The organism is Rhizobium sp. WYCCWR 11128, assembly GCF_013416305.1.
GTDB classification, from domain to species: domain Bacteria; phylum Pseudomonadota; class Alphaproteobacteria; order Rhizobiales; family Rhizobiaceae; genus Rhizobium; species Rhizobium indicum.
On record NZ_JACCEZ010000013.1, the window covers coordinates 1 to 25,330 of the forward strand.

Sequence of the window (25,330 nt, forward strand, 5' to 3'; positions counted from 1 at the left end):
TGAAGGACGGCGTGCTGCAGCAGTTCGGCACGCCGGCCGAGATCTATAACAGCCCTTCCAACATCTTCGTCGCCGACTTCATGGGATCGCCGGCGATGAACCTGCTCAACGCCACCGTCGAGAACGGCGCCGGCGGGCTCGAAGTCTCGCTGGAGCGGCCGAATGCCGCCCCGCTGAGGCTCCCCGTCATGGCAGGCAATGACGGCCTGACTGCCTATACCGGCAGGGAGGTGATCTTCGGCATTCGGCCGGAGGCGCTGACCGATCCCGATGGCGCCGACCGCAAGGCGCGCTCGCTGACCGAGGGCGATTGCCTGATCGAGGTGGTGGAACCGGCCGGCTCCGACACCTTTGCCGTCACCAAGCTCGGCGGCAAATCTGTCGTCGCCCGCCTGCGCGCCGATACCGGCATCGCTCCAGGACAAAATACCCGCCTCGCCTTCAATCTCGATAAGGCCGTGTTCTTCGATCCGGAAACACAAGCGCGGATTGCGTGATGGCCGTCAGGCGGCCGTCACACCGAGCGTCACCGGCGCGAAACGCGAGGAGACCGCTTCGACGGTGATCTCGCCGGTGAACCCTGTCGCCTCCAGCCAGAAGCCGGCAGTGCCGCCCTGCAGTGGCACGTTGGTCGGGCCGACAATCCTTGCCGGGCCGTGAACCTTCAGCGAAATGCTGTCGTTCATGAAGGGCAGGCGCTGGCCGCGCTGGTCGAGGGCGCGGATGATGACGCGCGTGCTGTCGCGTTCGCGTGCCCTCAGCGTCGAGCTGTCGGCAACGACTTCCAGGGTCGTGGGCAGCGGATCGGCCGCCAGCGTCAGGCTGGCCACCGGCTCCCCGCCGATATAACCGGTGAAGGTGCCGTCGATCCATTCGAGACCCCAGGTGCCGAGCTCGTCGGCGGTAAAGTGCCGATGGTCGAGCACAACGGGCGGATGCGGCAGATGCGGGTAGTTTTCGCGGTCCGGACCGATGCGCTTGCTGAGCGAGCCATATTGCAGCTCCACCTCGTCGCAGTTGGTCAGGATGATCAGCGGCAGCACGCCGCCGATATTGCGTTCGCCGCGCGCCCAGAAGGTCACCGGCTTCATGACGATCTCCTCGGAAGGGTCGCACTGGCTGATATAGGCATAGGCCGCGAATTTCGGCTCGCGGAACATGTCCATCACGCCGTGATAGCAGATGCGGTCGCCGGAGCCGAAATCCTTGTGGGTGTTGTAATCGAACATGCACCAGCCGATGGCGCCGGAGATATCAGGGTCGCCATAGGCGGCATTCAGTACATCAAGGTGCCGGCGCACATGCTCGGCCTGGCGCTGCTCCTGGTCATAAATCTTCGTCGGGTGCATGTGGCCGTTGAACTCGGTGATGAGGTACGGCACCTTGTGGGACAGTCCGGTATTTTCCTGCTGAGCGCGCAGCGCGGTGCGTGGGCGGTTGGCGCCCGGCAGCTCTTCATTGCCGAGGATGAAGTCGTTCATCGTGTAGACGTCTTCGAGCAGCTCGCTCTCGGTGAGATAACGCACGCCGCCGGTCTGGCGGGTGCTGTCGAGTTCGCGGGCGAGGCGATTGGTCTCGGCGTAGAAATCGTGATTATCCTGCGATTCGTTGATGCGCACGCCCCAGATGATGATCGAGGGGTGGTTCCAGTCGCGCTCGATCATGCGGCGGACGTTCTCGATCGATTCCTGCTGCCAGTCGGCATCGCCGATATGTTGCCAGCCGGGGATCTCCTCGAAAACCAGCAGACCGATTGTGTCGCATCGGTCGAGGAACCATTTCGACTGCGGATAATGCGAGGTGCGGACGATATTGCACTTCAGCACCGTCTTCATGATGTCGGCATCGCGCTCCTGGGCGGAGCGGCCGGCGGCATAACCGACATAGGGGAAGGCCTGATGACGGTTGAGGCCGCGCAGCTTCAATGGCTTGCCGTTGAGGAGGAAACCTTCCGGCGTGAATTCGGCGGTGCGGAAGCCGAACCTGGTTGAGACACGGTCGGAGCCGTGTTCGGTCCTCAGCTCGACGGTGACGTCATAGAGCGTGGGATCGGTGATGTCCCAGAGGGCGATGCCGGTGAGGCCACCAAAGGAGAGCGTGGTGCGGCTGCCGATCGTTTCGGTCGCGGCAGTGGCGACCACCGTGCCGTCGGCCTGCTTCAGTGTGGCGGTGACGGTCGCCGAGAAGCTGCGGCCCTCGGGATTGGCGATGTCGACGCGTATGGTCGCCGATTTCTCCGGGCGAAGAACGTCGGTGGTTTCGATCTTGAGATTGCGGATCGAGACCGGGTCGGTGACCTTCAGCCAGACGTCGCGGTAGATGCCGGCATAGGTCAGATAATCGATGCGGCCGCCGAAAGGCGGAATGTCGGGATTCTCGCTGCCGTCGATCTTGACGGTGACGAGGTTCTCGCCCTTGACGAGCTTGCCGGTGAGGCGGGCCTCGAAGGGGGTATAACCGTCCTTATGGGCAATGATTTCCTCGCCGTTCAGATAGACGACGCTGTCGGCCATGGCGGCGTCGAAGACGAGCGAGACTTCGCGGCCTTCGAACTCCGGCAGCCAGCGCAGCACCTTCTGATAGGTGAAGGCGCGCTGATAGCTGGTCTCGTCGAAATAGCTGAAGGGCAGTTCGACAGCGGTATGCGGCAGGCTGACCGACTTGGCCGCATCGAAAGCTTCGAGCAAACGCTGGCCGAAGCCCTCATGGAAACTCCAGCCTTCGTTGAAGGAAACGACGGAACGCATTTCAAACTCTCCCGGTTACAGCATCAGGGACGGTGCGGCGCCTTTCGGCGCGTGAAAATTGAGTCATACTATTCCTCCTTGATGCAATGGGTATGCGAGCTGTTAGGCGGTCGAGCCCCAGCGGGCGGTGCAGGTGAGCGTGATGCTGTGCGGGCCTTCGATCTCGGCGTCATGGCGTTCGATCAGTTCGACGACGGCATCAATGAAGGCAACGTGGTCGAGGCTCAGCGTGGTCAGGTCGTTGCAATCCCAGGCGGCCATAGCGATGCCGTCCTGGCCGACGATGGCGATATCATCAGGCGTGTTCTTGCCAAGCACTCGGCGGGCTGCATCGCGTGCGCCGATCGCCATGACGTCGTTGCCGCAGATGATGGCGTCGACCTTGTCACGGTGCAGCAGGAGCACGGCTTCCTTGAAGCCGGAATCATAAGAATAATCGCCGAAGGCCTGCGCTTCGAAGGAAAGGCCGCGCTTGGCCAGCGCATCGGCGAACCATTTTCGCCTGAGCTTGTCGATCCAGCTTGAATTGGTGCCGGAGAGGTAGGCGAAACGCTTCTTGCCGTCGTGGACGATCTTGTCGATGATCTCGTCGGCGGCTTCAGCGCCGTCGATGCGGATGCTGGAGACGCTTTCGTTGTCGAGCGGCTCGAAGGAGACGATGATCGGCTTGGTCGTGTGGAAAATATCGACCGCGTCCTGCATCGACACCATGTCGGAGAAGACGACGACGTGATCGACCTGATAGGTGGAGGCAAGGCGCATCAGCTGCAGTCGGTCGGAATGATCGGCGCAGCAGAGGATGATCGGCAGCAATTGTCTCGCCTGCAGACGGTGGACGAGAAGCTGTTGTTCCTCGGCCTCGCAAGGGTTGCCGATCGCATTGACGACGAGGGCGACGAGCCGCGAACGCTGGTTGTTCAGTGAGCGGGCGATCGCGTTCGGTTGGTAGCCATGTTCACGCGCGACGGCGAGGATGCGGTCGCGCGTCGCGCTGCCGATGCGCGAATCCGGCGAAAAGGCGCGGGAAATGGTGGCGGAGGAGACGCCGGCGAGTTTCGCCAGTTCCTTCGAGGTGATCCGCCGTCTGCTCATACCGCTCATCTTCAGCGCCTATTGGGCGACGATCCTGACGGAAGCGCCGTCGGCCGCTGCCGATTCCTTGATTGCATCCCATAGCCTAGCGAATCTGAGGCCCATTTCAACGGAGCCGGAGTTTTCCATCTTTCCCTCGCGAATGGCGAGGAAATTCTTCATCGGGTTGCCGAGAATCTCGGCTTCCTCGCGCGGCTCGGCGGTACGCCCGATACTGATCTCGCGCCAGCCACCCCAGGCGTCGATGCGCACGATCGCCTTCGAATAGAAGAAGGTGATGTAGGAAGCGCAGCCCGGAGGGCCTTCGCCGGCGGCCGTCAACGTCGCCAGCGCGCCGTTCTTCAGTCGGGCGGAGACGGCGGTGGCGATATCGACTTGCCTGCCGTGATTGTTCATATAGGCCGAGACGCTGTCGAAATCGGAATTGGCGAGCAGGCAGACGGTGTTCATCATATGGGCGCCGGTGTCGAACATGAAGCCGCCGCCGGAGATATCAGGCTGCTGCTTCCAGTGGCCGTGGTAATTCGACGACCAGCTTTCCCAGATCATGCCCGATATGGCGATCAACTCGCCGAACTCGCCGGCGAGAGCCCGCCGGCGTGTGTCGAGCACCAGCGGCGACAGGCCGCCCTGGAAGGCGGTGACGATGGTGACGCCACTCTTTTTCTGCGCGGCGATCAGCCTCTCGGCTTCAGTGACTGTCGTCACCATCGGCTTTTCCAGAAAGAGGTCGAGGCCGGCCTCGGCAACGGCGGTTGCCTGCTCGGCATGGAAGGCATGCGGGGTGGAGACGTAGACGATGTCGAGTTCGCCCCGGCATTCGGCGAGCATCTGACGATAATCCTCGAAGCCCTTCGGCTCGGGTGCGCCGGCGGCGAGGCAGACGTCGATCAGGCGCTGGCGCGAAGCCGCCGTGGTGTCGGCGAGTGCAGCAAATTCGATCTCCGGCATCTTGACCCAGCTCTCGGCATATTCCGCCGCCTTCAAGCCGGCACCGATGACGCCGAGACGCAATTTCTCAGACATGAAATTCCTCCCTGGATAGATTGTGCACACGATTACACAAACGGTATGGCGATGGCAATATCTAAATAAACAAGTAATATCAGTATATTAAAACTCGCGTTGAAATCTTTTCAAAAACCGTCTTGTCAGTATTTGGAATGCGTGTACATTTTCGCAACCGGTGCTGGAGGGCGCCGTGTCTCTAAAAAAGGGAGGACTTCCGTTGAAGAAGATGGTTCTTGGCGGCCTGTGCGCCGTTCTGCTGAGCGCGGTTTCGACGCTGGCGCAGGCAGAAACAATCCGAATTGCAAATCATGGTCAGGCCGGCATCGACGCGATGAAGTCGACGGTCGAGCGGATCGAAAAGAAATATGGCGTCACCGTCGAGGTCATCGAATATCCGGCACCCGACAAGGATTATCTTACCAAGCTCCTGACCGAGCTCGGCGCCGGCAACGCGCCCGACCTGTTCTCCATCCCGACGACGGCTGCCGTTTCCGACATGGTGGAAGCCGGTTACCTCGCGCCTGTTACCAAGGAGTTCAAGGCCTGGGACGGCTACGCCAACCTCTATGACGTCGCCAAGGAGCTTGCTGTCAGCCCGGATGGCGAAACCTATGTGATGCCGTTCATGCTCGGCATTCAGGAAATCTATTACCGCAAGGACGTTCTCGAAAAAGCCGGCATCTCCACCGAACAGCCAAAGACCTGGCAGGAACTTCTCAACCGCGCGGCCGAGATCAAGCAGAAGACCGGCGCCTACGGCCTGCTCTTTCCGGCCGGCGTTTCCTGGGGAAGCGGTGCCTTCGACGAAGGCTTCCAGCACCTGCTCGTCGGTTCCAGGACGCCGCAGCTGGTCGATGCCGACGGCAAGCTCGATCTGAATGGCGAAGGCATCAAGGATGTCTTCGGCGTCTACAAGGAACTGATCGACAAGGATCTGATGCCGACGCAGCCGCTGCTCGGACCCGAGCCATGGGTCGTGCCGAAGTACCAGATGTTCCCGGAAGGCAAGCTCGCCGCGACCACCTGCGGCTCCTGGTGCTATATTTTCGACTGGGGTCGCGAAAGCAAGAACCCCATCCCTGACGTGACGAAGGTGGTCGGCACCTGGACGGTTCCCGGCCAGAGCAGCGGCCAGTACGTACTTGCCAACCTCGCTGCGCCATGGGCCGTCAATTCCAAGTCGGCCAATACGGAGCTGGCGATCAAGGCGCTGATGGAGATCGGCTCGATCGAGACGCAGGTTTCCTACGCCGCCCGCATCGGCAACATCCCGGCCAGCAAGGGTGCGGCTGACAATGCCGAGTTCCAGAAGCTGACGGAACTGGTTCCGATCCATGCGGCGGCCGGGAACGGCGTGTTCCTGAAGCAGGCCTCCGGTTTCGGCACGGTTTCGGAAGGTGTGGCGCGGGCCACCGAAGCGCTGCTGCGCAAGGAAACCGATGCCGCCGGCGCCCAGAAGATCCTTGTCGACTACGTCAAGGAAACGCTCGGCGACGACATGGTCAAGTAAGCACCGGCATCGTCTCTTCCGCCAGGACGGGGACGCGGCGCCAACGCCCGCGTCTTCCCGCTTTTATTCGACAAGCCGGTTCCATCGATAAGGTTGTGAGCTTCCATGGCCCGAAACTCTCATGAAAAGCGCGCCGAGCGGCAATGGCTGCTGATCCTGCTGCCCTCGCTGGTGCTGCTTCTGGCCTTCGTCATCTATCCGGCCCTCTATTCGATCTATCTGAGCTTCACCAACGAGGCGCTGACCGGGGCCGCGGCCCTTCGGCCCCGCTTCGTCGGCTTCAGGAATTACACGCGGCTCTTCAACGACGCGAAGTTCTGGAATTCGCTGTTCGTCACCTTCGTCTTCGTCATCGGTTCGGCGGTGATCGGCCAGTTCGTGCTCGGCCTGATCTCGGCAATTGCGCTGCGCCGCCCGATCCGCTTTCGGCGGGTGTTCTCGTCGATCATCCTGTTGCCGAACGCAGCCCCTGAAGTCGTCGCCGGTTTCATGTGGATCTCGATGCTGGCGGGCGGCGACAATGCCACACTCAGCCGCATCGTCAGCTTCTTCGGCATCACGCCGGCGGACTGGCTGCAGGTCTTCCCGCTGTCGATGATCATTGTCGTCAACACCTGGCGCGGCATCGCCACGGCGATGATCCTGTTGACGGCCGGCCTTAGCACCATTCCGGCGGAGATCTACGAGGCAGCGCGCATGGACGGCGCCACCCCGTCGCAGATGTTTCGCCGCATCACCCTGCCGCTGATGATGCCGACGATCCTGCTCTATATGCTGATCTCGGCCGTCTCCACCATCGCCGTCTTCGGCCTCGTCTATGCGTTGACGCGCGGCGGGCCGGGTGGGGCGACCGAGGTCGTCAGCATCTATATCTACAACCAGTCCTTTACGGCGTTCCAACTGGGTTATGGTGCCGCGGTCGCCGTCGTCGCGCTCGTCATCTCTCTGATATTGGGTATCGCCTATGTCCGGGCCATGAAGGTGGAGGTCTGACATGGCCGTCGTTTCCCCAAGCGAAACTGCAAACAAGGGTCGCTCCGACCTCATCGCCTATGCGACGCTGTCGCTGATCTCGATCTTCTGCGCGGTGCCTTTCTTCTGGGTGCTGCTCGCCTCGCTCGACGGCAATGCGCAGCTCTTCCTGCACTGGCCGGAGCAGTGGACCTTCGCCAACTATGTCAGAGTCTTCACCAAGGAGGACGGGGCGAAGTGGCTGTTCAACTCGCTCTTCGTGGTCGCTAGCGCGACGCTGCTGGTCATGGTGCTTTCCGGACTCGGCGGTTATGCACTGTCGCGCACCCGGGCCTGGTGGAAGCTGCCCTTCCTCTACGCGATCCTGCTCATCCGGGTGCTGCCGCCGACGGCGCTCGTCGTGCCGCTCTACAAATTCCTGCTGACGCTGAACAATGCGGAAGCGGCAGTGCTCAGGCCGATCTTCGGCAGCTATACGCGTGACATCATGCGCTGGACCGGTTTCATCGACGGTTATCTCGGGCTGATCCTGGTGCTTGCGACGATGCAATTGCCGCTGGCGCTCTGGATCATGAAGACCTTCTTCGATGGGCTGCCGCGGGACTACGAGGAGGCAGCGCTGATGGATGGGGCAACACTCTTCCAGCGCATCCGCCGGGTGCTGATCCCGCTGGCACTGCCCGGGCTTGCCGCCGCCGGGCTGTTCGCCTTCATGTCGGCCTGGGGCGATTTCCTGCTGCCGCTGATCCTCCTGTCGTCGCCAGAGCTGCAGACGCTGCCGCTCGGTCTCTTCCGCGCCTTCCTGCGCATCAACGAGATCGATTACGGCCTGCTGACCGCACTTGCATTCATCTATCTGCTGCCTGCCGTCGTCGCCTTCGGCTTTGCGCGGCGCTTCCTCGTCCAGACTTTTTCGGGCGGTGTGAAGGGCTGAGATCAAGAAAGAGAAACAGATGATCAATCTCAGAAACGTTCGCAAATTCTACGGCGCGCTCGAGGTCATCAAAGGCGTCGACATCACTGTGGAAGATGGTGAATTCGCGGTCTTCGTCGGTCCGTCCGGCTGCGGCAAGTCCACGCTGCTGCGGATGATCGCCGGCCTCGAAGGCATCGATGAAGGCGACCTCATCCTTAACGGCAAACGCATCAACGACGTGCCGCCCGACAAGCGCGGCATCGCCATGGTCTTCCAGTCCTATGCGCTCTATCCGCATATGAGCGTTGCCGAAAACATCGGCTTCTCGCTCAGCCTGAAGAAAGTACCGGAGGCGGAGATCCGCCGGCAGGTGGAAGGTGTGGCCGAAATCCTGCAGCTCACCGATTACCTCGACCGCCGCCCGGCCGCGCTTTCCGGCGGCCAGCGCCAGCGCGTGGCGATCGGCCGCGCCATCATCAAGAAACCGGCGCTGATCCTGTTCGACGAGCCGCTGTCGAACCTCGATTCGGCGCTACGCGTACAGATGCGCGCCGAGCTGCAGCGCCTGCACCGCGAGCTGAAAGCGACCGTCGTCTACGTCACCCACGACCAGGTGGAGGCGATGACGATGGCGGACCGCATCGTCGTGCTCAACAAGGGCGTGGTAGCGCAGGAGGGTGCGCCGATGTCGCTCTATCATCAGCCGGACAATGAATTCGTCGCGACCTTCATCGGCTCGCCGAAGATGAACATCATTCCCGTCACCGCAACGCGGCCATCGGCGGGCAAGCTGCATCTCGATAGCCCGATCGGGCTTTCGCTCGATCTGGCCGATGCGAACGGCGCGGTGCCGCAGGGCGAGGCCAAGCTCGGCATCAGGCCGGAGCATCTGAAGATCGCAGCCGAGGGCCAGGGCCATTTCACCGCCGAGGTCGTCATCGTCGAGCGGCTCGGCGTCGAGACCTACATGACCGTCGGTTCGCAGCAGCAGCCGATCGTGGTGCGCGCCGAAGGCGATATCGCCGTGCGGCCGGGCGACCGCGTGCCGCTGACGGCCGATCCCGCCGCCTGCCATCTGTTCGATTCCGCCGGCCGGGTGATCCGTCCGGCAATCACCTGACAATTTCGCCTGAAACATCAAAGCCTGGACATCGAGGCCCAAAAATCGAGGAATGCCATGACAATCAAGGTCACCATCTGGAACGAGGGACGCCACGAGCAGCTTCACAAGGAGGTTCAGGAGATCTATCCTGATCGTATCGACGGAGCGATCGCGTCAGGTATTGCCCATCCGGATTTCGAAATCCGCCGCGGCACGCTCGATGATCCTGATGAAGGCCTGCCGGACAGCGTGCTCGATGATACCGACGTACTGCTCTGGTGGGGGCATATGGCGCATGAGGAGGTCAGCGACGGGCTAATCGACCGCGTGCAGCAGCGTGTGCTGAAGGGCATGGGCCTGCTGGTTCTGCATTCCGGCCATCATTCCAAGCTCTTCCGCCGGCTGATGGGCACCAATGCCAACCTTTCCTGGCGCGAGACGCCGGAAGGCGATCTGGAGCGCGTCTGGGTGGTCAATCCCTCGCATCCGATCGCCGAGGGGCTGCCGCCCTATTTCGAGGTCAATGCCTCGGAAATGTACGGCGAGCCTTTCGACATTCCGCAGCCGGACGAGCTTGTCTTCATCTCCTGGTATTCCGGCGGCGAGGTGTTCCGCAGCGGCTGCACCTTCCAGCGTGGGCGCGGGCGCATCTTCTTCTTCAGCCCGGGCCACGAGACCTATCCGATCTATCACGACAAGACCGTGCATAAGGTGATCTCGAACGGCGTCCGCTGGGCGCAGCAGAAACACACCGATGGCCGCATCCTGGAAAACTGGCATCGGGCCGAGCCGCTGCACGGCCGCCCCGACAAACCGAAGGCCTGATCTATGGATATTGTGCGCCGGTCGTCTTGATATAAATCGAATACACCGAACGCGTCGCGGTGATGAAGAGCCGGTTTTTCTTGGGGCCGCCGAAGGTGAGGTTGGACACCGTCTGCGGCACCCTGATCTTGCCGAGCAGCGTTCCGTCGGGCGAAAAGCAGTGCACGCCGTCGGAGGCACTCGTCCAGAGATTGCCGGCGACATCGAAACGGAAACCGTCGGGATGGCCGACATCGAGGCTGCAGAAATAGCGGCTGTTGGCAAGCGCTCTGCCGTCGATGACGTCGAAAACGCGGATATGGCGCGGCACGTCATGTTTTGCGGAGCCGGAATCGGCAATATAAAGCTTCGTCTCATCGGGCGAGAAGGCAAGGCCGTTCGGCTGGATGAAATCTTCGACGACGGCGTCGATCGCTCCGCTTGCCGGATCGATCCGGTAGACGTTGCGCGTCGGCTGCTCGGGCTCAGCCTTGTGGCCCTCGTAATCCGACAGGATGCCGTAGGTCGGATCGGTGAACCAGACCCCGCCGTCGGAGTGCACGACGACGTCGTTTGGCGAGTTCAGCCGCTTGCCCTGATAGCTGTCGGCGAGAACGGTGATGGTGCCGTCCGTCTCGGTGCGGGTGACGCGGCGGCCGCCATGTTCGCAGGAGACCAGCCGGCCCTGCCGGTCGCGGGTGTTGCCGTTGACGTAGTTGGAGGGCGAACGGAAGACGGAGACCGTACCATCCGGTGTCCAGCGCATCATGCGTTCATTCGGGATATCGCTCCAGAGAAGGCAGTTCAGGTCAGAAAACCAGACCGGGCCTTCCGTCCAGCGGCAGCCGGAATAAAGCTCCTCGAGGCCGGCGCTGCCGATGACCATTGCACCGAAGCGTTCGTCGCGAATCTCATAAATCGGATTGTCGCCCATGCCAGTTTCCTCCCTGAATGCTGCCGTTCTTTTCCTAGCGGCAAAAAGCTGGAGGTGCCAGAGCCCGGCGATGGAAATGCCGGGCTGAGGTTTTCTCAGAGGGCCGCGACCGGATGCGGCGAGCCGTCATAAGCGCCCCAGATCGACTGGTCGAAGCAGATGACTGAGCCGGTCATCAGGCCGGATTCGGAAGACGATAGGTAAGCGCAGGCGCGCGCCACCTCGTGCGGATCGACGAGACGGCCGAAGGGCTGGCTTGCCGCCGCCTTCTCCAGCCAGTCGGCGGGGGCATCGTGATATTCGCGCTGGATCCGGTCCTCGCCTTCAGAGGCCATCCAACCGATGTTCAGACCATTGACGCGGATGCGGTTGCGCAGGAGCGCATAGGCGGTGTTCTTCGTCAGCGTTTCCAGCGCGCCCTTGGAGGCGCAATAGGCGGCGATGAAGGGCTGGCCGGCTTTGGCCGACATCGAGCCGATATTGACGATCGTACCCTCGATCTTTTCCCGGCGCATGACCTTCACCGCCTCCTGCATCAGGAAAAACGGCGCACGCACATTGACGGCGAACATGGCGTCGAAGAGTTCCGGGCTGGTGTCGAGGATGGTGCCCCGATCGGTGATGGCGGCGGCATTGACCAGCGCATCGACGCGGCCGAAGGTCTCGTCACAGGCGCGCACGACATGCTGTGCATCCTCGACCTTGCCGAGGTCGGCCTTGACGTAGACGATCCTGCCCCCGGTCGCAGCCGAAATCTCCGCCGCCTTTGCCTTGCCCTTGGCTTCGTTGCGGCCGCAGATGATGATGCCTTCCGCGCCGCGTTCGGCGAAGAGGCGGGCGATGGTCGCGCCCAATCCTTGCGTGCCGCCGGTGACGATGGCGATCTTGCCGTCGAGGCGGCCGTGGTCTGTGCTCATGTGGTTCCTCCATTGTGATGATGTGCGAATAGCCTCCCGCGGGTGCGGGAGGCCTTTGTCGGTGTGGATAGGCAGCTTGTTCCCGTTGCCCGTCAGCTCAACTTCTTCTGCGCCTGCTCGGCAAGTGCTGCCGTAAAGGCGTCATCGCTCCAGCCTTCCTTCAGCGCCTCATGCATCAGCTGCGCCTGTGTCTTCGGCGCCAGTCCGCCGAGCGGCGGGTCGCGGTCGAGGTTGGTCGGGAAGGAGTAGCCCTCGGCGCAGGCGGCGACGGCGTTGGCGATTTCGTCAGGCGAGAGCCTGCCTTGAAAGGCCTTCAAGGCGGGAAACAGCCTGGCGCTCATCCTCTCGCGATTGACGGTTTCCATTGCCCGGCCGAAGGCGGAGGAGACCTGCAGGAGGTTGGCGACACGTTTGATGTCGGCCGAGCGGTTGGTGCCGGCGGCATGGAAGAGGGCGGGATTGAAGAAGACGAGGTCGCCTTTTTCGAGCGGCAGCTGGACATGGTTGGCCTCGAAATAATCCCGGAACTCCTGCCGCTTTAGCGCGAGGTAACCCGGCACATAGGTCTGGCTGTGCGGCAGGAAGAGTGTCGGGCCGCTTTCGAGCGGCATGTCGCAATGGGCGACCGCACCCTGCAGCGTCAGCACCGGCGAGAGCCGGTGCACATGCACCGGAAATTGTTCGATCACCTTCGACGACTGAAAGCCGAGATGGTAGTCGCGATGCGCCGACTGCGCCGAACCGCCCGGATTGACGCGGTTGACCTGCGCCGTCATCTGGTAGCTCGGGCCAAGCCAGGCTTCGCTGGCCAGAGCGATGATGGCATTGCCGTAATATTCGGCGAAATTTGCCGGATCGGCGAGGCAATGTTTTTCCAGCGAGTTCCAGATACGGTCGTTGGCGCCGGGTTTGGCAAAATGATCGCCACCGCCGGTCGAGGTGCGGTGCTGTTCCTCGATGATCGCATCGAAGATCACGCTGGCTCGATCGATGATGCCGGTGTCTTCGTAAGCGCGCTTGAACACGACGACACCAGGACCCTCGCCGAAGGCGTCGCAGACTTCCGCCAGCACGGCGCGTCGGCCTTCTGGCGTTGCGGCCGCCGCCATCACCTTGCGGCTGTCATAGATCAGGACGTTTTTTTCGACCGCAGACGCCGAGGGGTAATCGGCAAGCGCGGTGGTCTTTTCCGCAAGGGCGCGAAACTCATCGAGATCGCAGGCGTCTTCGCTCAGCCAGACGCGGTCGGCGCGCAGTTTCTGCTGGTTGTCGGTTTTCATGGCGGGCTCCTCCCTCTTTCCAATGGAGGCACTATACGCCGCGATGCCGGGTGATATAGATCAGAAATCCATCAAAAAACAATCAGGCCGGTCGCATGGCACACCTCTTTCTCGTCAAGGATATTGCCTTCCAGGCCGGGCTCAGCACCGCGACCGTCGACCGGGTGTTGAACGGCAGGCCGGGCGTGCGCCGGCAGACCGAGATGCGGGTGAAGGCGGCGATCGCGGAACTGGAGAAGCAGCAGGCCGGCGCGATGGGCAGCGGCCGCATGCTGGCGATCGATATCGTCATGGAGACGCCGCAGCGTTTCAGCGATGCGGTGCGCGCCGCCTTCGAGGCGGAGATGGCGACCTTTCTGCCCGGCGTCTTCCGCTGCCGGTTCCATTTCGCCGAGATGATGAAGCCGGCCGAACTGGTGCAGCTTCTCGATCGCATCCGGCTGCGCGGCACGCATGGCATCGTACTCAAGGCGCCTGACGTCGCCGAGGTGGCGGCCGCCGTTGCCCGGGCGGATGCGGCCGGCATTCCCGTCGTGACGCTGGTGACCGACCTGCCGAATTCGGCACGCATCGCCTATGCCGGCGCCGACAACCGGGCAGCGGGAGAGACCGCTGCCTATCTGATCGGCGAATTTCTCGGGAATGATGGTGGCAAGGTGCTGGTGACGCTGTCGAGCGGACGGTTCCGCGGCGAGGAGGAGCGCGAAATCGGCTTTCGCCGCATCATCCGCGCCCGCTATCCCGACATCGGCATTACCGAAATCAGCGAGGGGCACGGCACCGATGCCGCGACAGGAACGCTTGCCGCGGTAGCGCTTGCGGCCGATCCCGCCATCAACGCCGTCTATTCGATCGGCGGCGGCAACCGGGCGGTGCTGGCGGCCTTCGACGCGGCCAAACGTCCCGTCCGCGTTTTCGTCGCTCATGATCTCGATGCGGATAATCGCGCCCTGCTTGCGGCGCGTCGGATCGGCTTCGTGCTGCATCATGATCTCAGGACCGATGCACGTTCGGCCTTCCGGGCGATCATGAGTCGGGCGACTGCATTGCCGCGCGCAGTTACGCCCTCGCTTTCATCCGTCGAAATCGTCACGCCCTACAATATGCCCGCGGCCGGGTGAGCCAATTGGCTTTCCTTTAATGCCGAATTCGGGCTACGCTTTAGCACGAGTGAAGGTGAGAACATGGATTACAGCGACGTCAGCACGATTGCAGCCTGGATCACGGAGCAGGGACTGAAGGGCGTTTCGGAAGCCGAACTGATGACCGGTTTCTGCTCGGCTTGCCGGGATGCCGGCCTGCCGCTCGACCGTGGTCTGGCGCTGATGGATACGCTGCATCCGGTGCATGAGGGCCGTGCCTTCCGCTGGGACAGCATCGAGGAAATCCAGACCGAGTTCGAATATGGTCCGACGATCTCGGGGGAGGCGGCGTCGAACTGGCAGCGTTCGGCCTTCTATCATCTTTGGTCTCGCAACGAGCGGGAGATACGCCGGCGTCTCGGCTTCGGCGATCCGATCGATTTCTCCATGCTCGATACGATCGCTGAAGCCGGTCACACGGATTTCGTGGCGATGATGCATCGTTTTTCCGAGGCCGGAACGATCGGCGAGATGGATTGCTTCTTCTCGCATTTCGCGACGAAACATCCCGAGGGCTTTTCCGATCACGACCTCGCCATTCTGCGCAAGCTGGTGCCGGTGTTGGGGTTGGCGATCAAATGTATCGCGCTCGGGCGTATCGCCCGCACCATCGCCGAGGTCTATCTCGGCGAGGACGCGGCGCGCCAGGTGATGGAAGGCAAGATCAGCCGCGGCAAATCGGAGCGAATTTCCGCGGCACTCTGGTTCTCCGACCTGCTGAACTATACCAAGATCTCCGACAGCGTGCCGCCGGAGGAGATCATCCCGCTGCTCAACGACTATAGCGAGGCGGTGATCACGGCGATCCACGAGTCCGGCGGCAACGTGCTGAAGCTGATCGGCGACGGTGTGCTCGCCATCTTTAAGGGCGAGGTGCCAGCGGAGACGTGTCGCGCGGCGCTGAGCGCCGAATCGCTGCTGCGGGAAAAGCTCACCACACTGAATGCCGCGCGTGCGGCCGATGGCCGGGCGACGACCGACGTCTATATCGGCCTGCATATCGGCGATGTCTTCTACGGCAATATCGGGAGCCAGGACCGGTTGGATTTCACCGTTATCGGACCTGCCGTCAACGAGGTCAGCCGGATCGCCTCAATGTGTCGTTCCGTCGATCTCAACCTGTTGATCTCCTCCGATTTCGCCGCGGCGGTACCGGAGCAGCAGCGTACCGCACTCGCCTGCGTCGGACGTTATGCGTTGCGCGGCGTGCAGCGCGCGCAGGAACTCTATACCCTCGACAGCGCCCGGCTGAACAGCTGAGTTCCTGACTGCAAGGTCTATCGCAACAGGCCCTGACCGCCGTCGATCCAGATCGGCGTACCGGTGATGTGTCGGGCGCGGTCGGAGGCGAGGAAAAGGATTGTTTCGGCGACGTCCTCGCTCTTGCCTGCCTTGCCGCCGGCGATCGGGATATCCCCCTGCGGCCAGATGACGGGAACCTCCGTCTCCTCGCGGTGGCGGCTGTCGGTATTGGCGCTGATATTGGTCTCGATTTCGCCGGGGCAGACGGCATTGACGCGGATGCCGTGTCGGCCGAGTTCGAGGGCGAGCTGCAGGACCATGGCGACCTGGCCCGCCTTGGTTGCGGTGTAGGCGGTGGCGCCCGGCGTGGTGAAGGTACGGGTGCCATTGATCGAAGAGACGACGATGATTGAGCCGCCGTGGCGCTTCAGATGCGGAACCGTCAGATGCAGGGTCAGATAGGTGCCGCGCAGATTGACGGCGATGGTCTTGTCCCATTCTTCCGGTTTCAGATCGTCGATCGGCGCCCACACACCGTTGATCCCAGCATTGGCGACTACGATGTCGAGGCCGTCGAAGGTGTCGGTCAGTTGTTCCACGGCGCCTCGCATTTGAGCTTCGTCGCTGGTATCTGCCGTCAACGCGATCGACTGGCCGCCGGCGGCCTTGATCTCGGCGCAAGTTTTTTCGACTTCGTCGGCGGTGCGGCTCAATGCTGCGACCCTTGCACCCTCGGCAGCGAGCCGCAAAGCGGCGGCTTTGCCGATGCCGGAACCGGCGCCTGTTACCAACGCGATCTTTCCCTTCAGCTCCATGGGCGGGCTCTCCTTGCCGTTTTGTCGGTAAGCCAATGCTTCGCATGGCTGTTGGTTCCTGAAGGAGAGCAGGTCGCTGGAGCGCGGTGCTAGAGCCTCCTGAGGAGGCTGTGGCTCAGCGCCCATCTCTCAGGTCCATGGACGGCGGCAAAGAGCAGACCGGCGAGGAAGGTAAAGTGATCGACGAAGAAGCCGAACTCGGCCTGATTCTGCTGCCAATGGGACGGACCGTGGAAGGCGAAAGCGAGGAAGATCACATAGATGGCTGCGAGCAGGCTGGCCTCGGAGAAGAAGGCCCCTGATATGAAAGCGAGCGCCAGCGCGATCTCAAAGAAGGCAGCGATCCAGGTAAGGAATGTCGCCATCGGAAAGCCGGCGGCAGTGATATAGCCCACTGTTGCGCCGATATCGGCAAACTTGAAGCCGGCGGCCATGAAGAAGACGAAGCTGAAGATGATGCGGGCGACGATGATCGCGATTGCTCTGGCCATCCTGAAATCTCCTCTTTGAGCTTCCATTATGACGGACGAGACCCCCGACATCCTACACGGTGAATGAAAAAGGGCCGCTTGCGCGACCCTATCACTTTGAGTTGCGCATAATCCTTTCCGAAAATCGGTTCCGATTTTCGGGGTTATGCGCTCTCACCACTCGGCGAAGCTGCCGTCGGCGTGCCGCCAGATCGGGTTGCGCCAGCGGTGACCTTCCTTCGCGCGCTCGATGACATAGGCTTCGTCGACCTCGATGCCGAGACCCGGACCCTGCGGGATCGAGACGAAACCATCGGCATAGTGGAACACCTCCTTGTTGGAGATATAGTCGAGGATGTCGTTGCCCTTGTTGTAGTGGATGCCGAGGCTCTGTTCCTGAATGAAGGCATTGTAGCTGACGGCATCGACCTGCAGGCAGGCGGCGAGCGCGATCGGGCCCAGCGGGCAATGCGGCGCCAGCGCCACGTCGTAGGCTTCGGCCATCGCCGCGATCTTGCGGCATTCGGTGATGCCGCCGGCATGGGAGAGATCCGGCTGGATGATGTCGACATAGCCGTCGGACAGAACCTGCTTGAAATCCCAGCGCGAAAAGAGCCGTTCACCGAGCGCGATCGGCGTCGACGTATGGTTGACGATATCGCGTAGCGCTTCCTTGTTTTCGGAAAGCACCGGCTCTTCGATGAACATCAGCTTGTAGGGGTCGAGCTCCTTGGCGAGAACCTTCGCCATCGGCTTGTGCACACGGCCGTGGAAATCGACGCCGATGCCGATATGCGGGCCGATCGCCTCGCGGATGGCGGCGATGGTCTCAACTGCTTTCTCCACCTTTTCGTTGGTGTCGACGATCTGCATTTCCTCGCAGCCATTGAGCTTGATCGCCTTGAAACCGCGGGCAACCACTTCCTTGGCATTGTTGGCGACATCCGAGGGCCGATCGCCGCCGATCCAGGAATAGACCTTGATGCGATCACGGAGTTGGCCGCCGAGCAGGGAATGGATCGGCTGGCCGAGCGCTTTACCCTTGATGTCCCACAGCGCCTGGTCGATGCCCGAGATCGCGCTCATGTGGACGGCGCCGCCGCGATAGAAGCCGCCGCGATACATCACGGTCCAGTGGTCCTCGATGAGGAAAGGATCCTTGCCGATCAAGTAGTCTTCCAGTTCATGGACGGCGGCCTGAACGGTCAGCGCACGGCCTTCGACGACCGGTTCGCCCCAGCCGACGATACCTTCATCGGTCTCGACCTTCAAAAACAGCCAGCGCGGGGGAACGATATAGGTGGTGAGTTTGGTGATCTTCATCGCTGTTCTTTCAGTCTCTTCCCGGGTTTGCGATCGGCGGCGCGTCCGCAGATTTGTCGTGATCGATCATTTCGTTCTGCCGATCGCTTTTTCGGCGGCGGCAAGATCGCGCACCGCAAGATCTAGCATGCGGTTGGCGCATTCGCGGGCGCCCGCCTTGTCGCGCATGCGCAGGGCCTCGACCAGCTGGCCGTGAACAAGCACCGCATCCTCGCGATTCTCGACGCCGATATTGGAGGCATGCAGCGCATATTTCAGCGCCGCGTGAATGGCGCTCGACAGGCGGCGGAAGACCTGATTGTGGCTGGCGGTGAGCAGCACCGTGTGGAACATGACGTCAGCATCGGTGAAGCTTTCCGGGTCGCGGGCGCTGTCGCGCATCTGCCGCCAGGCATTGTCAAGATCGGCGATCTCCTGGGCGCTGGCGCGCTCGGCGGCATATTCGGCGGCTGCCGGCTCGATGGTGCGGCGGGCTTCGAGAATGCAGCCGAGCAGGTCGAAATCCTTGATATAGGGACCCATCCATTCAAGCACGTCGGCGTCCAGGATATTCCAGTCGTCCTTGTCGCAGACGGTGGTTCCGATGCGTGGTTTCCCGCGGACGAGGCCTTTGGATTCCAGCACTTTCAGCGATTCGCGAATGACGGTGCGGCTGACGCCGTAGAGTTCGCAGAGATCGTTCTCGCGTGGCAGCGGCGAGCCCGCGGGATAGCGGTCCGCACAGATATCCTGAGCGATCGCCGCCGTGACGTTGCGGCGTACGCGCGGGCGGCGCTCGATGCGGCGGCTTTCGGCCCCGCTCTGTCGCTCGATTGTTTCCAACTCACCTCTCCGCTCTGTCTCGCGTGCTAGGCAACCGAACCTGATTATCCGAATTCGATCCGCTTTGCGACGCTTCCTCCCGGCACCTCGTCAATAATCCTATTATTCCAATCATCATACATTGGCAATTGACTGGTATGATGATTTATCATAATTCATTGGACGTTGCCTGGGAGGCAGCTGCTCGGTTTTTGAGAGTTTAGGGAGAGAGACATGCGCTTGTTCAAAGCAGCCATTCTGGCTGGCACTTTCGCCATTCTGGCAGCCGGCTCGGCATTTTCCGCGGACGTCAAGATAGGGTTTATCGTCAAGCAGCCTGAGGAGCCGTGGTTCCAGGACGAATGGAAATTCGCCGACCAGGCCGCCAAGGAAAAAGGCTTCACCGTCGTCAAGATCGGCGCCGAAGACGGCGAGAAGGTCCAGTCGGCGATCGATAATCTCGGCGCCCAGGGTGCGCAGGGCTTCATCATCTGCACGCCCGACGTCAAGCTTGGCCCCGGCATCGTCGCCAAGGCCGAAGCCAACCAGCTGAAGCTGATGACGGTCGACGACCGCCTCGTCAGCGCCGACGGCAAGCCGTTGGAAGACGTGCCGCATATGGGCATTTCAGCCACCAAGATCGGCGAGACCGTCGGCCAGGCGATCGTCGACGAAATCAAGAAGCGTGGTTGGGACATGAAAAATGTCGGCGCCGTGCGGGTCTCTTATGACCAGCTGCCGACGGCCGTCGACCGTGTCGAAGGCGCGATGTCGGTGCTGAAGTCCGCCGGCTTCCCGGCCGAAAACATCTATGACGCACCGCAGGCGAAGACGGATACGGAAGCAGCGCTCAACGCGGCAACCACCGTCCTCAACAAGCATGCCGACGTGAAATACTGGGTCGCCTTCGGCCTCAACGACGAAGCCGTCCTCGGCGCCGTCCGCGCCTCCGAATCGGTCGGCATTCCGGCGGCCAACGTCATCGGTGTCGGTATCGGCGGTGCGGAATCGGCGATCAATGAATTCAAGAAGCCGGCGGCGACGGGCTTCTTCGGCACCGTCATCATCTCGCCGAAGCGTCACGGCTACGAGACGGCGCTCAACATGTATGACTGGATCGCCAACGACAAGGAGCCGGAAAAGCTGACGCTGACCTCCGGCTCGCTGGCACTGCGCGACGATTACGAGAAGGTCCGCAAGGATCTTGGCATCGAGTGATCGTCCTTCCAAGATGGTATCGTCCGGCGGCCGCTCAGCGTGCCGCCGGGTCTTCCTCGGCGGAGCGATGATGGCTTTCCTCGAATTCAGCAATATCTCCAAGGGTTATCCCGGCGTGCAGGCGCTGGCGAATGTGTCCTTCACTGTCGAGAAGGGTGCCGTTCATGGCCTGATGGGTGAAAACGGCGCCGGTAAATCGACGCTGATCCGGGTACTGTCAGGCGATCAGGCCGCCGATGGCGGAAACATCCTCATCGACGGCGAGGAGCAGAAATACGGATCCGTCCGTGACGCCTTCCATGCCGGCGTCATCGTCATCCATCAGGAACTGCAGCTCGTTCCGGAGTTGACGGTCGCTGAAAATCTCTGGCTCGGACGCTTTCCGGCCAAGGGCGGCGTCATCCATTCGAAAGCGCTGGTCGAGACGGTGCGGTCGAAGCTCGAAGAGATCGGCATCGATGTCGATCCGTCGGCCAAGGTCGCTTCGCTGTCGATTGGTGCGCGGCAGATGGTCGAGATCGCCAAGGCCGTCATGCTCGATGCACGGGTGATCGCGCTCGACGAGCCGACCTCTTCGCTTTCCTCGCGTGAAAGCGAAATCCTGTTTTCGCTCATCGACAGGCTGAAGGCGAAGGGAACGGTCATTCTCTACGTCTCGCATCGGCTCGACGAGATTTTCAGGCTTTGCGACAGCTTGACGGTGCTGCGCGACGGCAAACTTGCCGCCCACCATCCTCAGATCGCCGAAACGACGCGCGAGCAGATCATCTCGGAAATGGTCGGACGCGAGATCAGCAATGTCTGGGGCTGGCGCGAACGTCCGCTCGGCGACGTACGGCTGGAGGTCAAGGGCCTGTCGGGGTCAAGGCTGCGCCATCCGATCAGCTTTTCCGTCCGTCAGGGCGAAATCCTCGGTTTCTTCGGCCTGATCGGCGCCGGCCGCAGCGAGATGGCGCGGCTGCTTTACGGCGCCGATACCAGGCATCAGGGCCAGGTGACGATCGACGGCGTTGCCGTTTCGCCGAACAATCCAAAAGCGGCGATCAATGCCGGCATGGTGCTTTGCCCCGAGGACCGCAAGTTCGACGGCATCGTCCAGGGCCGGTCGATCGAAGAAAATATCGCGATCTCATCACGCCGGCATTTTTCGCCCTTCGGCATTCTGAGCCCGAGACAAGAAGCGGCGCTGGCCGATCGGTTCATCGCCAAGCTTCGGGTGCGAACGCCGTCGCGCAAGCAGGACATCATCAACCTCTCCGGCGGCAACCAGCAGAAGGTCATTCTCGGCCGCTGGCTGTCCGAGCAGGGGATCAAGGTGCTGGTCATCGACGAGCCGACGCGCGGCATCGATGTCGGGGCGAAATCGGAAATCTACGAAATCCTCTACGAGCTTGCGGCCGACGGCATGGCGATCGTGGTGATTTCAAGTGAGTTGCCCGAAGTCATGGGCATTTCCGATCGCATCATGGTGATGTGCCAGGGCAGGGTGGCGGCCAATGTCTCCCGTCCGGATTTCGACGAGCGCAGCATCCTGACGGCAGCGCTTCCCGACAAGAATGCCGCAGGCACCTTTTAGAACCAGGAATACGGACGATGAATTCGTTGAAAAAAATCCTTCTCGGCGAACAAGGGCTGGTGGTGATCTTCGCTGCCGCCTTCGTGATCGTCTCGCTCTTCGTTCCGAACTTCCTGACCGAGCGAAACATGCTGGGGCTGCTGCAGTCGGTCGTCACGATCGGCATCGTCGCGTGCACGATGATGTTCTGCCTGGCGTCGCGCGATTTCGACCTTTCGGTCGGATCGATCGTCGCCTTCTCCGGCATGATCGCGGTGATGGTCTCGAACGCGACGGGCTCCATTCCCGTCGGGCTGCTCGCCGCCCTGCTGTGCGGCGCCGTCGTCGGTTTCGTCAATGGTATCGTCATTGCGCGCTTTCGCATCAATGCGCTGATCACCACGCTTGCGACCATGCAGATCGTGCGCGGGCTGGCGCTGATCGCCTCCGATGGCCGCGCTGTCGGCATCAACGATCCCGCCTTCTACCAGCTTGCCCTGTCGCGATTTCTCACCGTGCCGACGCCGATCTGGATCATGCTGATCCTTTTCATCCTCTTCGGTTTCGTGCTCAACCGCACTGTCTTCGGCAAGAACACCCTGGCGATCGGCGGCAATCCCGAGGCCTCGCGGCTTGCCGGCGTCAATGTCGTCAACATGCGGGTCTGGATCTTTGCGCTGCAGGGGCTTGTCTGCGGCATTGCCGGCATTCTGCTTGCCTCTCGCATCACCTCCGGCCAGCCGAATGCGGCGACAGGGCTTGAGCTTTCGGTGATTTCGGCCTGCGTTCTCGGCGGCGTCTCGCTGGCCGGCGGCCGGGCGGCGATGAGCGGCGTCATCGTCGGCGTGCTGATCATGGGCATTGCCGAAAACGTCATGAACCTCTTGAATATCCAGGCGTTCTATCAGTATGTGGTCCGCGGGCTTATCCTGCTGATCGCAGTGCTGCTCGACAATTTGAGGTCTTCGGCTGCGGGGCGACGCGGATGAACCAAGGACAAGACGGGGACGACATCGAACTGAGGCATGGCGATCTCGCTGTCCGGGTCAGCCGTCGGGGCGCCGCCGTCACTGCCGCGACCTATCGAGGCATCCCCTTTCTCGTAGCGGCCGGCGGGCCGGATGGAGCGATGGCGAATTTCGCGATGGTGCCGTTCGGCAACCGCGTGGAAGGCAATATCATGTCCTTTGCCGGACGCGACTATGCCTTCCAGCCGAATACTGCCGATCCGCTCTATCGGCACGGCGACGGCTGGCTCAGCCTCTGGCAGCTTGAAGACTCCAGCCCCGAGCATACGCAATTCTGCTTTTCCCGGAGCGCCGACGGGGTCTCACCTTATGCCTATCTGACCCGGCAGGAGATCCGTCTCGCCGGCGATGCCCTGGTGCTGAGGCTTTCCGTGGAAAATCGCGGCCAAGCCGCCCTTCCTTTCGGGCTCGGTCAACATCCCTTCTTCGCGCGGACGCCAAAGACGCGACTGACGATTGCTGCCGATCGTTACTGGAACGAGCGGCCCGACCATCTTCCCGATGTGCCCGGCCCTGTGCCCGATGATTTCGATTTCAGGTCCGAAAAGCTTTTGCCGCAGAAATGGATGAACAATGCCTTCGAGGGGTGGAATGGGCGGGCGGCAATCGCCTGGCCGGAACTTGGAATCCAGGCGGCGCTGGAAGCCGACGGTGCGCTCGATCGCTTCATGCTGTATATGCCGGTCAACCGGAGCGACTTCTTCTGCCTCGAGCCGATGAGCCATCTGCCGAACGGCCACCACCTTCCCGATTTCGGTGGGCTCACGCCGCTTGCGCCTGGTGAGGCGCTTGCCGGCACGGTGACGATCCTGATGTCGGCGCTGCCGGTTCAACCGAAGGGGTGATAGGATGGCCAGCCGTCTGCAGGGCAAGAACATCCTGATAACAGGTGCTGCGCAGGGTATCGGCCTCGCGATCGCAAAGGCTTTCATGCGGGAGGATGCCGCCGTCTTTCTCGTCGATCGCGATGCGGCGCTGCTGGCTCAGGCGGCGAAAGAGCTCCAGAGCAGCGGCGGCCGGCTTGGTTATCTGCCGGCCGATATTACCGATGCCGGGACGATCACGACATTGGTCGCTCAGGCGAGTGAAGAGATCGGACAGCTGAACGCACTCGTCAACAATGCCGGGGTGAATGTCTTTTCCGAACCGCTCGAGACGACGGACGAGGAGTGGAACCGCTGCTTCGACATCAATCTCAAGGGCGCATGGAACTGCTGTAAGGCGGTGCTGCCGGGGCTGATCGAACAGGGCGGTGGCGTCATCCTCAACATCGCCTCGACGCACGCCTTCACCATCATCCCGCACACATTTCCCTATCCGCTGGCAAAACACGCCCTGCTCGGGATGACGAAATCCTTGGGGCTCGAATATGCCGCCCGAAATATCCGTGTGAACGCGCTGGCGCCGGGCTATGTCTCGACGCAGAAGGTGATCGATTACTGGAACAGCTTTCCCGATCCGGAGGCGGCAAAGGCCGAGACGATGAAACTGCATCCCGGCGGGCGCATCGCGACGCCGGAGGAGATCGCCATGGCGGCCGTGTTCATGATCTCAGACGAGTGCCCGTTCATCAATGCCACCTGCCTGACGATTGATGGCGGCCTCAGCGTGCTGCAGCATCCCGCCTGAAAGGGCTTCGATAGCGCTGATTTTTACAAGCCTGTCGTCTTCTCGGGATAGAGCATTATATTGCCCATCGGGAAGGCTATCTGACCTCCCGCAGGCATGGAGCGGCCCCTGCCGCTTTCTGAAAACACAATTGAAAACAGGAGGACGGCATGCAGATCAATCGCACGGCTTCGGCTCATTGGACCGGTGGCCTCAAGGACGGCAAAGGGCTGATTTCGACGCAGAGCGGCGCCCTGAAGGATTATCCCTACGGCTTTGCGAGCCGCTTCGAAGGCATTGCCGGCACCAACCCGGAAGAACTGATAGGTGCTGCCCATGCCGGCTGCTTCACCATGGCGCTGTCGTTGATCCTCGGCGAAGCCGGCTTTACCGCCGAGCATATGGAAACCTCCGCCAAGGTGACGCTCGAAAGCGTCGAGGGCGGTTTTGCCATAACCGCCATTCATCTCTCGCTCTCCGGCCGTATTCCCGGTGCCGATGAGGCGACCTTCACCGAACTCGCCAACAAGGCAAAGGCCGGCTGCCCGGTTTCCAAGGCGCTCGCCTCCGTTCCGATCACACTCGACGTCAAGGTCGTCTGACCCGTCACTCCATTGACGAAGTGCCGCGCGCTTCTCGCCGCGGCACTTTCCATTTGCTGCCCCCATTGTCGGCGTCCGCCTATTCCGACGTCATCGGCTGTCGGACAGGCCTTCTCACCATTCATCGAGTTATCGCTTCCGCCGGACCGCGCTCGTCCGGCGAGACCTTGTGCTGCGCCCCAGTATGTTGACAAGTAACGTCTGATATTTTATGACTGACGAAATTCGAAAATCGTCAGTC

The 25,330-nt window shown here is 61.7% G+C and carries 23 protein-coding genes and 1 pseudogene; 14 read left to right on the top strand and 10 right to left on the bottom strand.

The genetic code is table 11. From position 1 onward, the window contains the following. Positions 1 to 497 (top strand): annotated as a pseudogene (locus tag HX898_RS28465) (TOBE domain-containing protein); the annotation flags it as partial. Between the two features lie 6 nt (positions 498 to 503). Here the strand turns inward: HX898_RS28465 and HX898_RS28470 are convergent. The 3 genes from HX898_RS28470 to HX898_RS28480 form a co-directional block, all read right to left on the bottom strand. Further along, positions 504 to 2,747 carry a glycoside hydrolase family 2 TIM barrel-domain containing protein gene (locus HX898_RS28470; RefSeq protein WP_138390640.1) on the bottom strand — a complete coding sequence of 748 codons (2,244 nt, stop codon included), beginning with the start codon at positions 2,745 to 2,747 and terminating at the stop codon, positions 504 to 506. A 102-nt stretch (positions 2,748 to 2,849) separates the two neighbouring features. After that, positions 2,850 to 3,848 carry a LacI family DNA-binding transcriptional regulator gene (locus HX898_RS28475; protein ID WP_171600715.1) on the bottom strand — a complete coding sequence of 333 codons (999 nt, stop codon included), beginning with the start codon at positions 3,846 to 3,848 and terminating at the stop codon, positions 2,850 to 2,852. A 9-nt stretch (positions 3,849 to 3,857) separates the two neighbouring features. Beyond that, positions 3,858 to 4,865 carry a Gfo/Idh/MocA family oxidoreductase gene (locus HX898_RS28480; protein WP_180196412.1) on the bottom strand — a complete coding sequence of 336 codons (1,008 nt, stop codon included), beginning with the start codon at positions 4,863 to 4,865 and terminating at the stop codon, positions 3,858 to 3,860. Positions 4,866 to 5,067: 202 nt separating this feature from the next. Here HX898_RS28480 and HX898_RS28485 point away from each other — a divergent pair, with 202 nt between their 5' ends. From HX898_RS28485 to HX898_RS28505, 5 genes are all read left to right on the top strand, one after another. After that, positions 5,068 to 6,360 (top strand): extracellular solute-binding protein, encoded by a 1,293-nt coding sequence (locus tag HX898_RS28485; RefSeq protein WP_180196413.1) that lies wholly within the window; start codon positions 5,068 to 5,070, stop codon positions 6,358 to 6,360. A gap of 105 nt (positions 6,361 to 6,465) precedes the next feature. Next, positions 6,466 to 7,353 (top strand): sugar ABC transporter permease, encoded by an 888-nt coding sequence (locus HX898_RS28490; protein WP_012759095.1) that lies wholly within the window; start codon positions 6,466 to 6,468, stop codon positions 7,351 to 7,353. A gap of 1 nt (position 7,354) precedes the next feature. Next, complete coding sequence (locus tag HX898_RS28495; RefSeq protein WP_171600712.1) at positions 7,355 to 8,266, top strand: carbohydrate ABC transporter permease; 912 nt, start codon at positions 7,355 to 7,357, stop codon at positions 8,264 to 8,266. 19 nt (positions 8,267 to 8,285) lie between these two features. Beyond that, positions 8,286 to 9,368, top strand: coding sequence for a sn-glycerol-3-phosphate ABC transporter ATP-binding protein UgpC (gene ugpC / locus HX898_RS28500; protein ID WP_180196414.1), 1,083 nt, complete (start codon positions 8,286 to 8,288; stop codon positions 9,366 to 9,368). A gap of 57 nt (positions 9,369 to 9,425) precedes the next feature. After that, positions 9,426 to 10,175, top strand: coding sequence for a ThuA domain-containing protein (locus HX898_RS28505; RefSeq protein WP_171600710.1), 750 nt, complete (start codon positions 9,426 to 9,428; stop codon positions 10,173 to 10,175). Between the two features lies 1 nt (position 10,176). Here the strand turns inward: HX898_RS28505 and HX898_RS28510 are convergent, their stop codons facing one another. The 3 genes from HX898_RS28510 to HX898_RS28520 all read right to left on the bottom strand — a co-directional run bounded on the left by HX898_RS28510 (position 10,177) and on the right by HX898_RS28520 (position 13,285). Continuing rightward, positions 10,177 to 11,088, bottom strand: a complete 912-nt coding sequence (locus HX898_RS28510; RefSeq protein WP_180196415.1) for an SMP-30/gluconolactonase/LRE family protein — start codon at positions 11,086 to 11,088, stop codon at positions 10,177 to 10,179. A gap of 95 nt (positions 11,089 to 11,183) precedes the next feature. Continuing rightward, positions 11,184 to 12,005, bottom strand: coding sequence for an SDR family oxidoreductase (locus tag HX898_RS28515; RefSeq protein WP_180196416.1), 822 nt, complete (start codon positions 12,003 to 12,005; stop codon positions 11,184 to 11,186). 92 nt (positions 12,006 to 12,097) lie between these two features. After that, a complete protein-coding gene (locus tag HX898_RS28520; protein ID WP_138333160.1) occupies positions 12,098 to 13,285 on the bottom strand; it encodes a phytanoyl-CoA dioxygenase family protein in 1,188 nt (395 codons plus the stop codon). A gap of 95 nt (positions 13,286 to 13,380) precedes the next feature. Here HX898_RS28520 and HX898_RS28525 point away from each other — a divergent pair, with 95 nt between their 5' ends. After that, positions 13,381 to 14,406: a LacI family DNA-binding transcriptional regulator gene (locus HX898_RS28525; RefSeq protein ID WP_138333162.1), complete on the top strand. Its 1,026-nt coding sequence runs from the start codon at positions 13,381 to 13,383 to the stop codon at positions 14,404 to 14,406. A 63-nt stretch (positions 14,407 to 14,469) separates the two neighbouring features. Further along, complete coding sequence (locus tag HX898_RS28530) at positions 14,470 to 15,687, top strand: adenylate/guanylate cyclase domain-containing protein (protein ID WP_138333164.1); 1,218 nt, start codon at positions 14,470 to 14,472, stop codon at positions 15,685 to 15,687. A gap of 17 nt (positions 15,688 to 15,704) precedes the next feature. Here HX898_RS28530 and HX898_RS28535 read toward each other — a convergent pair whose 3' ends face one another. The 4 genes from HX898_RS28535 to HX898_RS28550 form a co-directional block, all read right to left on the bottom strand. Next, on the bottom strand, positions 15,705 to 16,484 hold the full coding sequence (locus HX898_RS28535; RefSeq protein WP_138333166.1) for an SDR family NAD(P)-dependent oxidoreductase: 780 nt from the start codon (positions 16,482 to 16,484) through the stop codon (positions 15,705 to 15,707). Between the two features lie 89 nt (positions 16,485 to 16,573). Further along, entirely contained in the window at positions 16,574 to 16,975 is a 402-nt protein-coding gene (locus HX898_RS28540) for a DoxX family protein (protein ID WP_138333168.1), read from the bottom strand. 153 nt (positions 16,976 to 17,128) lie between these two features. Beyond that, positions 17,129 to 18,277 carry a galactonate dehydratase gene (gene dgoD, locus HX898_RS28545; RefSeq protein ID WP_064249342.1) on the bottom strand — a complete coding sequence of 383 codons (1,149 nt, stop codon included), beginning with the start codon at positions 18,275 to 18,277 and terminating at the stop codon, positions 17,129 to 17,131. 66 nt (positions 18,278 to 18,343) lie between these two features. Then, complete coding sequence (locus tag HX898_RS28550) at positions 18,344 to 19,099, bottom strand: FadR/GntR family transcriptional regulator (protein WP_003543153.1); 756 nt, start codon at positions 19,097 to 19,099, stop codon at positions 18,344 to 18,346. Between the two features lie 213 nt (positions 19,100 to 19,312). Between HX898_RS28550 and HX898_RS28555 the strand changes: the two genes are divergently transcribed. The 6 genes from HX898_RS28555 (at position 19,313) to HX898_RS28580 (ending at position 25,089) form a co-directional block, all read left to right on the top strand. After that, positions 19,313 to 20,296: an arabinose ABC transporter substrate-binding protein gene (locus tag HX898_RS28555; RefSeq protein ID WP_028742358.1), complete on the top strand. Its 984-nt coding sequence runs from the start codon at positions 19,313 to 19,315 to the stop codon at positions 20,294 to 20,296. Between the two features lie 70 nt (positions 20,297 to 20,366). After that, complete coding sequence (gene araG / locus HX898_RS28560; protein WP_180196447.1) at positions 20,367 to 21,872, top strand: L-arabinose ABC transporter ATP-binding protein AraG; 1,506 nt, start codon at positions 20,367 to 20,369, stop codon at positions 21,870 to 21,872. Between the two features lie 17 nt (positions 21,873 to 21,889). Beyond that, positions 21,890 to 22,840 carry an L-arabinose ABC transporter permease AraH gene (gene araH, locus HX898_RS28565; protein WP_011653625.1) on the top strand — a complete coding sequence of 317 codons (951 nt, stop codon included), beginning with the start codon at positions 21,890 to 21,892 and terminating at the stop codon, positions 22,838 to 22,840. Beyond that, a complete protein-coding gene (locus HX898_RS28570) occupies positions 22,837 to 23,724 on the top strand; it encodes an aldose 1-epimerase (RefSeq protein WP_180196417.1) in 888 nt (295 codons plus the stop codon). Before araH ends, HX898_RS28570 begins: the two co-directional genes overlap by 4 nt. Before the next feature lie 4 nt (positions 23,725 to 23,728). Next, positions 23,729 to 24,508 carry an SDR family oxidoreductase gene (locus tag HX898_RS28575; protein WP_138333176.1) on the top strand — a complete coding sequence of 260 codons (780 nt, stop codon included), beginning with the start codon at positions 23,729 to 23,731 and terminating at the stop codon, positions 24,506 to 24,508. Positions 24,509 to 24,657: 149 nt separating this feature from the next. Next, complete coding sequence (locus tag HX898_RS28580; protein WP_138333178.1) at positions 24,658 to 25,089, top strand: OsmC family protein; 432 nt, start codon at positions 24,658 to 24,660, stop codon at positions 25,087 to 25,089. Positions 25,090 to 25,330 lie beyond the last annotated feature (241 nt).

Bases quoted from the DNA above. Each gene is read 5' to 3' on its own strand.
- HX898_RS28470 (WP_138390640.1), bottom strand. From the start codon at position 2,747: ATGCGTTCCGTCGTTTCCTTCAACGAAGGCTGGAGTTTCCATGAGGGC.
- HX898_RS28475 (WP_171600715.1), bottom strand. From the start codon at position 3,848: ATGAGCGGTATGAGCAGACGGCGGATCACCTCGAAGGAACTGGCGAAA.
- HX898_RS28480 (WP_180196412.1), bottom strand. From the start codon at position 4,865: ATGTCTGAGAAATTGCGTCTCGGCGTCATCGGTGCCGGCTTGAAGGCG.
- HX898_RS28490 (WP_012759095.1), top strand. From the start codon at position 6,466: ATGGCCCGAAACTCTCATGAAAAGCGCGCCGAGCGGCAATGGCTGCTG.
- HX898_RS28495 (WP_171600712.1), top strand. From the start codon at position 7,355: ATGGCCGTCGTTTCCCCAAGCGAAACTGCAAACAAGGGTCGCTCCGAC.
- ugpC (WP_180196414.1), top strand. From the start codon at position 8,286: ATGATCAATCTCAGAAACGTTCGCAAATTCTACGGCGCGCTCGAGGTC.
- HX898_RS28505 (WP_171600710.1), top strand. From the start codon at position 9,426: ATGACAATCAAGGTCACCATCTGGAACGAGGGACGCCACGAGCAGCTT.
- HX898_RS28510 (WP_180196415.1), bottom strand. From the start codon at position 11,088: ATGGGCGACAATCCGATTTATGAGATTCGCGACGAACGCTTCGGTGCA.
- HX898_RS28515 (WP_180196416.1), bottom strand. From the start codon at position 12,005: ATGAGCACAGACCACGGCCGCCTCGACGGCAAGATCGCCATCGTCACC.
- HX898_RS28520 (WP_138333160.1), bottom strand. From the start codon at position 13,285: ATGAAAACCGACAACCAGCAGAAACTGCGCGCCGACCGCGTCTGGCTG.
- HX898_RS28525 (WP_138333162.1), top strand. From the start codon at position 13,381: ATGGCACACCTCTTTCTCGTCAAGGATATTGCCTTCCAGGCCGGGCTC.
- HX898_RS28530 (WP_138333164.1), top strand. From the start codon at position 14,470: ATGGATTACAGCGACGTCAGCACGATTGCAGCCTGGATCACGGAGCAG.
- HX898_RS28535 (WP_138333166.1), bottom strand. From the start codon at position 16,484: ATGGAGCTGAAGGGAAAGATCGCGTTGGTAACAGGCGCCGGTTCCGGC.
- HX898_RS28540 (WP_138333168.1), bottom strand. From the start codon at position 16,975: ATGGCCAGAGCAATCGCGATCATCGTCGCCCGCATCATCTTCAGCTTC.
- dgoD (WP_064249342.1), bottom strand. From the start codon at position 18,277: ATGAAGATCACCAAACTCACCACCTATATCGTTCCCCCGCGCTGGCTG.
- HX898_RS28555 (WP_028742358.1), top strand. From the start codon at position 19,313: ATGCGCTTGTTCAAAGCAGCCATTCTGGCTGGCACTTTCGCCATTCTG.
- araG (WP_180196447.1), top strand. From the start codon at position 20,367: ATGGCTTTCCTCGAATTCAGCAATATCTCCAAGGGTTATCCCGGCGTG.
- araH (WP_011653625.1), top strand. From the start codon at position 21,890: ATGAATTCGTTGAAAAAAATCCTTCTCGGCGAACAAGGGCTGGTGGTG.
- HX898_RS28570 (WP_180196417.1), top strand. From the start codon at position 22,837: ATGAACCAAGGACAAGACGGGGACGACATCGAACTGAGGCATGGCGAT.
- HX898_RS28575 (WP_138333176.1), top strand. From the start codon at position 23,729: ATGGCCAGCCGTCTGCAGGGCAAGAACATCCTGATAACAGGTGCTGCG.
- HX898_RS28580 (WP_138333178.1), top strand. From the start codon at position 24,658: ATGCAGATCAATCGCACGGCTTCGGCTCATTGGACCGGTGGCCTCAAG.